Genomic DNA, 5,757 nt, shown 5'->3' on the forward strand with positions numbered 1-5,757 from the left:
ATTGGCGATTTTCATCCGGCCAAAATTGGCGATTTTCGCCCGGCCCGGAATGGCGATTTTCGCCCGGCGCTAACAGCGTCGACTGGTGAAACGGCTGCTGAAAAAGCACAAATATCCACCAGATGGTATGGAAGATGCTGTCCAAACGGTTATGAATCAGTGTGAGATGTGGACAGACCAATTAGAAATGGAATAAGAAGCTGGGCAGAAATTGCATCGCAATAAACAAAGATTACAAAATAAGCAACGGAACTGACTTCTGTGGTCGGTTCCGCCGCTTATTCTGGCAGATATTTCTCCTTCACCCGATCATGGGGGGGTAAAATCAGCCCTCCAGCATAGCGAGGTACATGTCCAGCCGCTCGTTGATATATCCGGCGAACAGCTTTTCCATGGCGGACAGGTTATGCTTCGCATGGTACTCGTCGAAGGCATTGTAGTAGGCAAGCCGGTCCGTAAACTTGATGTCGATGGGCGGATAACTGGCCTTCATCAGCTCCAGATTGACCAGCAATCGCCCAGTACGGCCATTGCCGTCGATGAAGGGATGGATGCCCTCGAATTCGATGTGGAACCGGGCTAGTTTCGTTACGATGTGTTCAGTGTTCTCTGCATAGCTCGCTATCAGCTGCTCCATCCTGGGCTGGATCAGATAGGGCTGCACAGGCTCATGCTGTACTCCCATGATACGGACGGGGACCCGGCGGTACACACCTCGGTCATCCTTCTTGTCTGCCAGCACCAGGTAATGGATCTGCTGGATCACGCGCTCGGACAGGGGTTCCTGGTTTTGCACCAGCTCCCGGACAAAATCAAAAGCCTCCTTGTGGCCAACGGCCTCCATGTGATCCTTCAGAGGTTTTTGGTCAATGGTCAGCCCCCGCAGCACCATATCGGTTTCCCGGAGGGTCAGGGTGTTTCCCTCAATGGCATTGGAATTGTAGGTATATTCTACGGTAAATTCTTTCGTCAACCGAGCTACCTCACCCTCGGTCAGAGGGCGGCAGGTATCCAGTTCAGCTTTCTTCCGGTCAATCATATCCAGAAGACTTTCTGTGGACTTGAAGCGTCCGTCAGCGGGCTTCACAGCATCCATGGGGATCTTCCATCCACGACCTTCCTGGAACGCACCGGGGATCTTTCCGCCAGCGCAGAGGATACGGACACGGCGGTCAGACAGTCCCCATTTTTCCGCAATCTGCTTTACAGTTATGAACATGATCATCCCTCCAATCTAAAGAAAGTATACCACCTTTGCGGAACAATATCAACGCTATCGGAATAATGCTTTGTACATTATCGGAATAAAGCGCTTCGCAATATAACAAGGGTGACTGTCTTGGCTAACGCATGAATGTCAGAGCAATCCCCCTTTTTATTTGCCCTCGGCCACTCCCACGGGCTGGAGCATCTGTCTGCCCAGGGCAGCGCGGAAGTTAAGTTATAATAATCATAGAAATAGCCATGGGAGCGTTGCTAACGTTCCTACGGTTATTTGTGTGTCAAATTAATTTGGAATCTTTTATCTGAAAATAGAAGTTTCAATCTAAAAACTGCATTTTTGATAGACAAAATGGTGCTTCCGTGCTAAAATTAATTTATATAAGTGTATACTCCAAGGATGAGGTGCAACAATGACGATTTGTTATAACAAGCTGTGGAAGCTCCTAATCGATAAAAATATGAAAAAGAAGGATCTGCGTTTGGCTACCGGCATGTCTACCACCGCCCTTGCCAAGCTGGGCAGGAATGAGCATGTCAATACGGAGATCCTCACCAAGATCTGTGAAGCGTTGGATTGCGACTTCTGCGACATTATCGAGTTGGTGAAGGAGGAGCAGCATGATTGACTTTTCCAAAATCGAGCAGTATCGAGAGAATAACCGCATCGAGGCAAAGAAAGCCCTCGGCGGTCTTCCAAAGAGCATTTGGGAAACCTACTCCGCTTTTGCTAATACCTATGGCGGCATCATACTGCTGGGCGTGGAAGAATGGGCGGATAAATCTTTGCACACGGTAGACCTGCCAGACCCTGACAGACTCGTCAAGGAGTTCTGGGATATCATCAACAACCCCAATAAGACCAGTGTGAACGTGCTGTCCTCCAAGGACGTGTTCGTTCAGGAGGTGGACGGCGACCACATCGTGGTCATCAATGTCCCCCGTGCGGAGCGCTCCTATAAGCCGGTCTACGTGGACGGCAATCCGCTCAATACCTATCGCCGTAACGGCGAGGGCGACTACCGCTGCACCAAAGAGGAATACCAGGCTATGGTGCGGGATGCCTCTGTGAAAACTCAGGATATGCTTGTTCTGGATGAGATGGACATGACTGTATTCAACAAGGAGAGCGTCCGCAGCTACCGCCAGAGAATGCGCCTCTCCCGCCCTGGCCATGTGTGGGAGGCGCTGGAGGATGAAGACTTTTTGCTGAAGCTGGGTGCCGTTGGCATCGGCACAGACGGGAAGAAGCATCCCACCTCTGCTGGACTGCTGATGTTCGGCAACGAGTATGACATCGTAAGGGAATTCAATTCTTACTTTCTGGATTATCAGGAGCAGTACGACGCCGACACCCGCTGGACTGACCGGATCATCTCTTCCTCCGGCGATTGGAGCGGCAATGTGTATGACTTCTATTTCCGGGTCTATAACAAGCTGATCCAGGATATCAAGGTGCCGTTTAAGATAGACAGCGGCGTTCGGGTGGATGATACTACGGTACATCAGGCGCTACGCGAAGCGCTGGCCAACTGCTTGGTCAATGCCGATTATTACGGCAGACAAGGTTTGGTCATTATCAAAAAGCGGGACAGGATCACCATGGCCAATCCCGGTGGCTTTCGTATTGAGGTCGACGCGGCAAAGAGCGGCGGCATCTCCGACCCCCGGAATGGGACTATGCTGAAGATGTTCAACATGATCGATATTGGCGAGCGTGCCGGAAGCGGCATCCCCAACATCTTCCGCGTCTGGCGGGAACAGGGCTGGGTAATGCCTGCGATCACGGAGCAGCTGGAACCTGAGAGGACAATTTTATCGCTCACTTTTGAAAAAACAAGCGATAAAAGCCAAGCGATAAAAGCAAGCAATACAACAATTTACAGCATGCAAAAACAATCCGTCATCGAATATTTAACTCGTGAAATTCAAGCGGATTGTAAGGCTATTGCGGATTTGCTTGGAATCAGTAGTCCTCGTGCAAGAGCGGTGTTGGCAAAAATGGTAAAAGACGAAATCGTTGTTACCGAAGGCGGCAACCGCAATAGAACATATAAATTGAAATCATGACTGTCCACTTCAATAGTCAAAGACAACGGGATCGACCGAAAGGCCGATCCCGTTGTCTTGTTTTAAGAGTGCTTCAGCCACTCCTGAAATTCCTCCAGGGTGATCACATCCCGGTCACACTTCTTTTTCATCTCTCTGGCCTGCTCGCTCCAGGCGTAAAAATCGGTGTCGGAGATGCGGCCAGCCCTGATCCAGGCAAAGCGCTTCTTGTATTCCTTGCGGTAAGCTTTGAACACCGGATCGTCAGACTGCTTTTTTGTCCACTGCTTAAACGCACCTGCTTCACGACAGGTTTGCTGATCTCTGGCTACTGGACGCTCACAATACTCCGCACTGATGCGGCCAGTCTGCGGGAAGTAGCGGCCGCAGTTTTTGCAGCGCCGCACTGTGATGCCTCGCTCCACACAGCTGCGCAGCGAATAATCGATCATATCCAGAATACTGGCGGAGTACAGCACCGGGGAACACCGGCCCGGCTCCACCGGCTCGAAGTTGAGAGGGATGGGATGGAAGCGAAACAGGTCAGGATCTTTTGGGATGTCATAAAGATAGTTCATGGCCGCCTGCTGCTGGGGCTCACGCCCTGCGCTGTCCACATCCAGGACCAGGTCAAAGAAGCGCTGTACCTGTTTCTGGTACAGGAGAAGCTGTTCCGGAAGTCGCCGCAGCTCCTCCAGCATCTGCTGATCCTCCGTACTGCCGTGGTCATGATAGATCCCCATTCTCGAAAAACGGTCATACCAGCGCACATACAGAAGTTCCAGGTAGATATGCCGGATCTTCAACTGGCCCAGCTCCACCATAGCGTCCGTGCCGGCCTGCCGGTTACCCCCTGAGATCAGTTGGCTCCAACAATCCGCTATCCGCTGGAGCGCAGGCGTCAGTTCCTCGCAGTCCATCTCCAGAAAGGTAAGAAGGCTCTCCAAAAACGGGAACTCCCGGCAAACGGACGGCGCTCCCTGTGTTCCAAAGGCGTCATACTGAAAGCACTCTCGCTTTTCCGAGAAATACATTTTGGCGTACCACATAGTTGTCTCCTAAAATAGACTTATTTTAAAAAACGGTTAATATAGTCTTGACAGACGCATGTTGCCATGCTAAGATAGGCTCGTGGATTGACTGTCTATTTTATTTTAACATAAGTCTAACATTCGGAGGCCAGTTTGTCAACGAAAAAATGGCTTCGTTTTCTCAGCAGGGCACCTTGACAACAGAATACCCATCACCAGAGACGATACTCGCCGGAGAAGTAATGCCAAGACGCTGCCCGAACAGGGCTCCCACAAAGTCGCAGACTTTGTGGGAAGAGGAGCCGCAACGGCGTGAATGAGTTTCCGTGTAAGCATGGAAACGAATGATACAAAGTTTGCGGCGACGAAGCAGAGCGTACCAAGGCCGATGAAAACGCTGTGCAGGTCAAACAAGGCCGCAGGGCAGGAACGGGTATGGTGCATGGCCAGGTTTAAGCAAAAGACAGTCAACACAAAAAAGACCGCTGAACTGCTGCAACAGTTCAACGGCCTGCTGCGTTTCGGAAAACACAGCCTGATCTGTGTTCAGTTTATCAGAGAGACCTCCGAAACGCAAGAAAATCATTTCTTTGAATTTGAAATTGATCGGAGGTACTGAAATGAAATCATCAATCTGCAAGAACTACGATGACCTGCCGCTGTTCCTCAACGCAAAAGCAGTGGCCCAGGTGCTGGGGGTGTCGATCTCCACCGCCTATGAGGTGATGCATGATTCCGACTTCCCGGTGCTAAGAGTCGGCAGCCGCATGGTGGTGCCGAAAGAGAAGTTCATCCGGTGGGCGGAGGAGCAGTCCGGAGGTGCCGAATGAGAAAACAGAACTGGACCAAGCGCGATCCCATCAAGAACTATTTCACTCTGCCCAACGAGATTTATTCTCTGGGCCTGTCCCACGGGGCGATCGCTGTCTATGGCTATCTGCTTTGCCGGGAGGACCGGGAGACCTACCAGTGCCTGGCCAGCTACCGGATGATCGGAGAAGCGGTGGGTATGAGCGTGAACACGGTGCGTAAGTACGTGATGGAGTTGGAGGAGCGGAGCCTCATCCGCACTGAGCGCACCATCGTCACAACCCGGGACGGCCGCAGACAGAACGGCTGTCTGCGCTACCACATCCTGCCCATCCAGATGTCCATCGACCAGTTGTACGAGCGGCAGATGCTCCGCCTGGAGGAGGCAGCGGAGCGGCAGAGAATCTCAGAACGTATGGCCGGACAGCGCAAGCCGGCAAACGCCCCACGTTCCACGCTGTGAAGGGCTGTGTGGGCACTTCGGGGGCAGGGCAGAGTTCCTGCCCCTCCTGAAGTTTTGGAGCGGATTTGGGACGGTTTTGAGGAGTCGCCCGAGGAACGAAGGGAAAGCAGCCGGCTAAGGGTTTGTCAAGTATAAAAACACAGAAAGTACTGAATATTTCAGAGGGTAAAAAGGGCGCAGGGA

General features: G+C 51.8%; 8 protein-coding genes. 6 read left to right on the forward strand and 2 right to left on the reverse strand.

The features are described from left to right. Nucleotides 1-85: 85 nt before the first annotated feature. Nucleotides 86-196, forward strand: a complete 111-nt coding sequence (locus tag Q0Z69_RS16445; protein ID WP_298035486.1) for a type I restriction enzyme endonuclease domain-containing protein — start codon at nucleotides 86-88, stop codon at nucleotides 194-196. Nucleotides 197-325: 129 nt separating this feature from the next. Here Q0Z69_RS16445 and Q0Z69_RS16450 read toward each other — a convergent pair whose 3' ends face one another. After that, on the reverse strand, nucleotides 326-1,222 hold the full coding sequence (locus Q0Z69_RS16450; protein ID WP_367272345.1) for a Fic family protein: 897 nt from the start codon (nucleotides 1,220-1,222) through the stop codon (nucleotides 326-328). A gap of 412 nt (nucleotides 1,223-1,634) precedes the next feature. Between Q0Z69_RS16450 and Q0Z69_RS16455 the strand changes: the two genes are divergently transcribed. Beyond that, entirely contained in the window at nucleotides 1,635-1,850 is a 216-nt protein-coding gene (locus Q0Z69_RS16455) for a helix-turn-helix transcriptional regulator (RefSeq protein WP_298035488.1), read from the forward strand. Beyond that, entirely contained in the window at nucleotides 1,843-3,291 is a 1,449-nt protein-coding gene (locus Q0Z69_RS16460; RefSeq protein ID WP_298035489.1) for an RNA-binding domain-containing protein, read from the forward strand. The genes Q0Z69_RS16455 and Q0Z69_RS16460 overlap by 8 nt, the downstream gene beginning before the upstream one ends. 62 nt (nucleotides 3,292-3,353) lie before the next feature. On the opposite strand, the gene Q0Z69_RS16465 is transcribed toward Q0Z69_RS16460, so the two are convergent. Further along, nucleotides 3,354-4,319, reverse strand: a complete 966-nt coding sequence (locus Q0Z69_RS16465; RefSeq protein ID WP_298035490.1) for a DUF6076 domain-containing protein — start codon at nucleotides 4,317-4,319, stop codon at nucleotides 3,354-3,356. 316 nt (nucleotides 4,320-4,635) lie between these two features. On the opposite strand from Q0Z69_RS16465, the gene Q0Z69_RS16470 reads away from it, so the two are divergent. The 3 genes from Q0Z69_RS16470 to Q0Z69_RS16480 are packed head-to-tail and all read left to right on the forward strand — an operon-like array spanning nucleotide 4,636 to nucleotide 5,574. Continuing rightward, on the forward strand, nucleotides 4,636-4,920 hold the full coding sequence (locus tag Q0Z69_RS16470) for a hypothetical protein (protein WP_298035491.1): 285 nt from the start codon (nucleotides 4,636-4,638) through the stop codon (nucleotides 4,918-4,920). A 1-nt stretch (nucleotide 4,921) separates the two neighbouring features. Beyond that, on the forward strand, nucleotides 4,922-5,131 hold the full coding sequence (locus Q0Z69_RS16475) for a helix-turn-helix domain-containing protein (protein WP_298035492.1): 210 nt from the start codon (nucleotides 4,922-4,924) through the stop codon (nucleotides 5,129-5,131). Next, entirely contained in the window at nucleotides 5,128-5,574 is a 447-nt protein-coding gene (locus tag Q0Z69_RS16480) for a helix-turn-helix domain-containing protein (RefSeq protein ID WP_298035493.1), read from the forward strand. Before Q0Z69_RS16475 ends, Q0Z69_RS16480 begins: the two co-directional genes overlap by 4 nt. Nucleotides 5,575-5,757 lie beyond the last annotated feature (183 nt).

Source organism: uncultured Dysosmobacter sp. (genome assembly GCF_947631165.1).
GTDB lineage: Bacteria > Bacillota > Clostridia > Oscillospirales > Oscillospiraceae > Oscillibacter.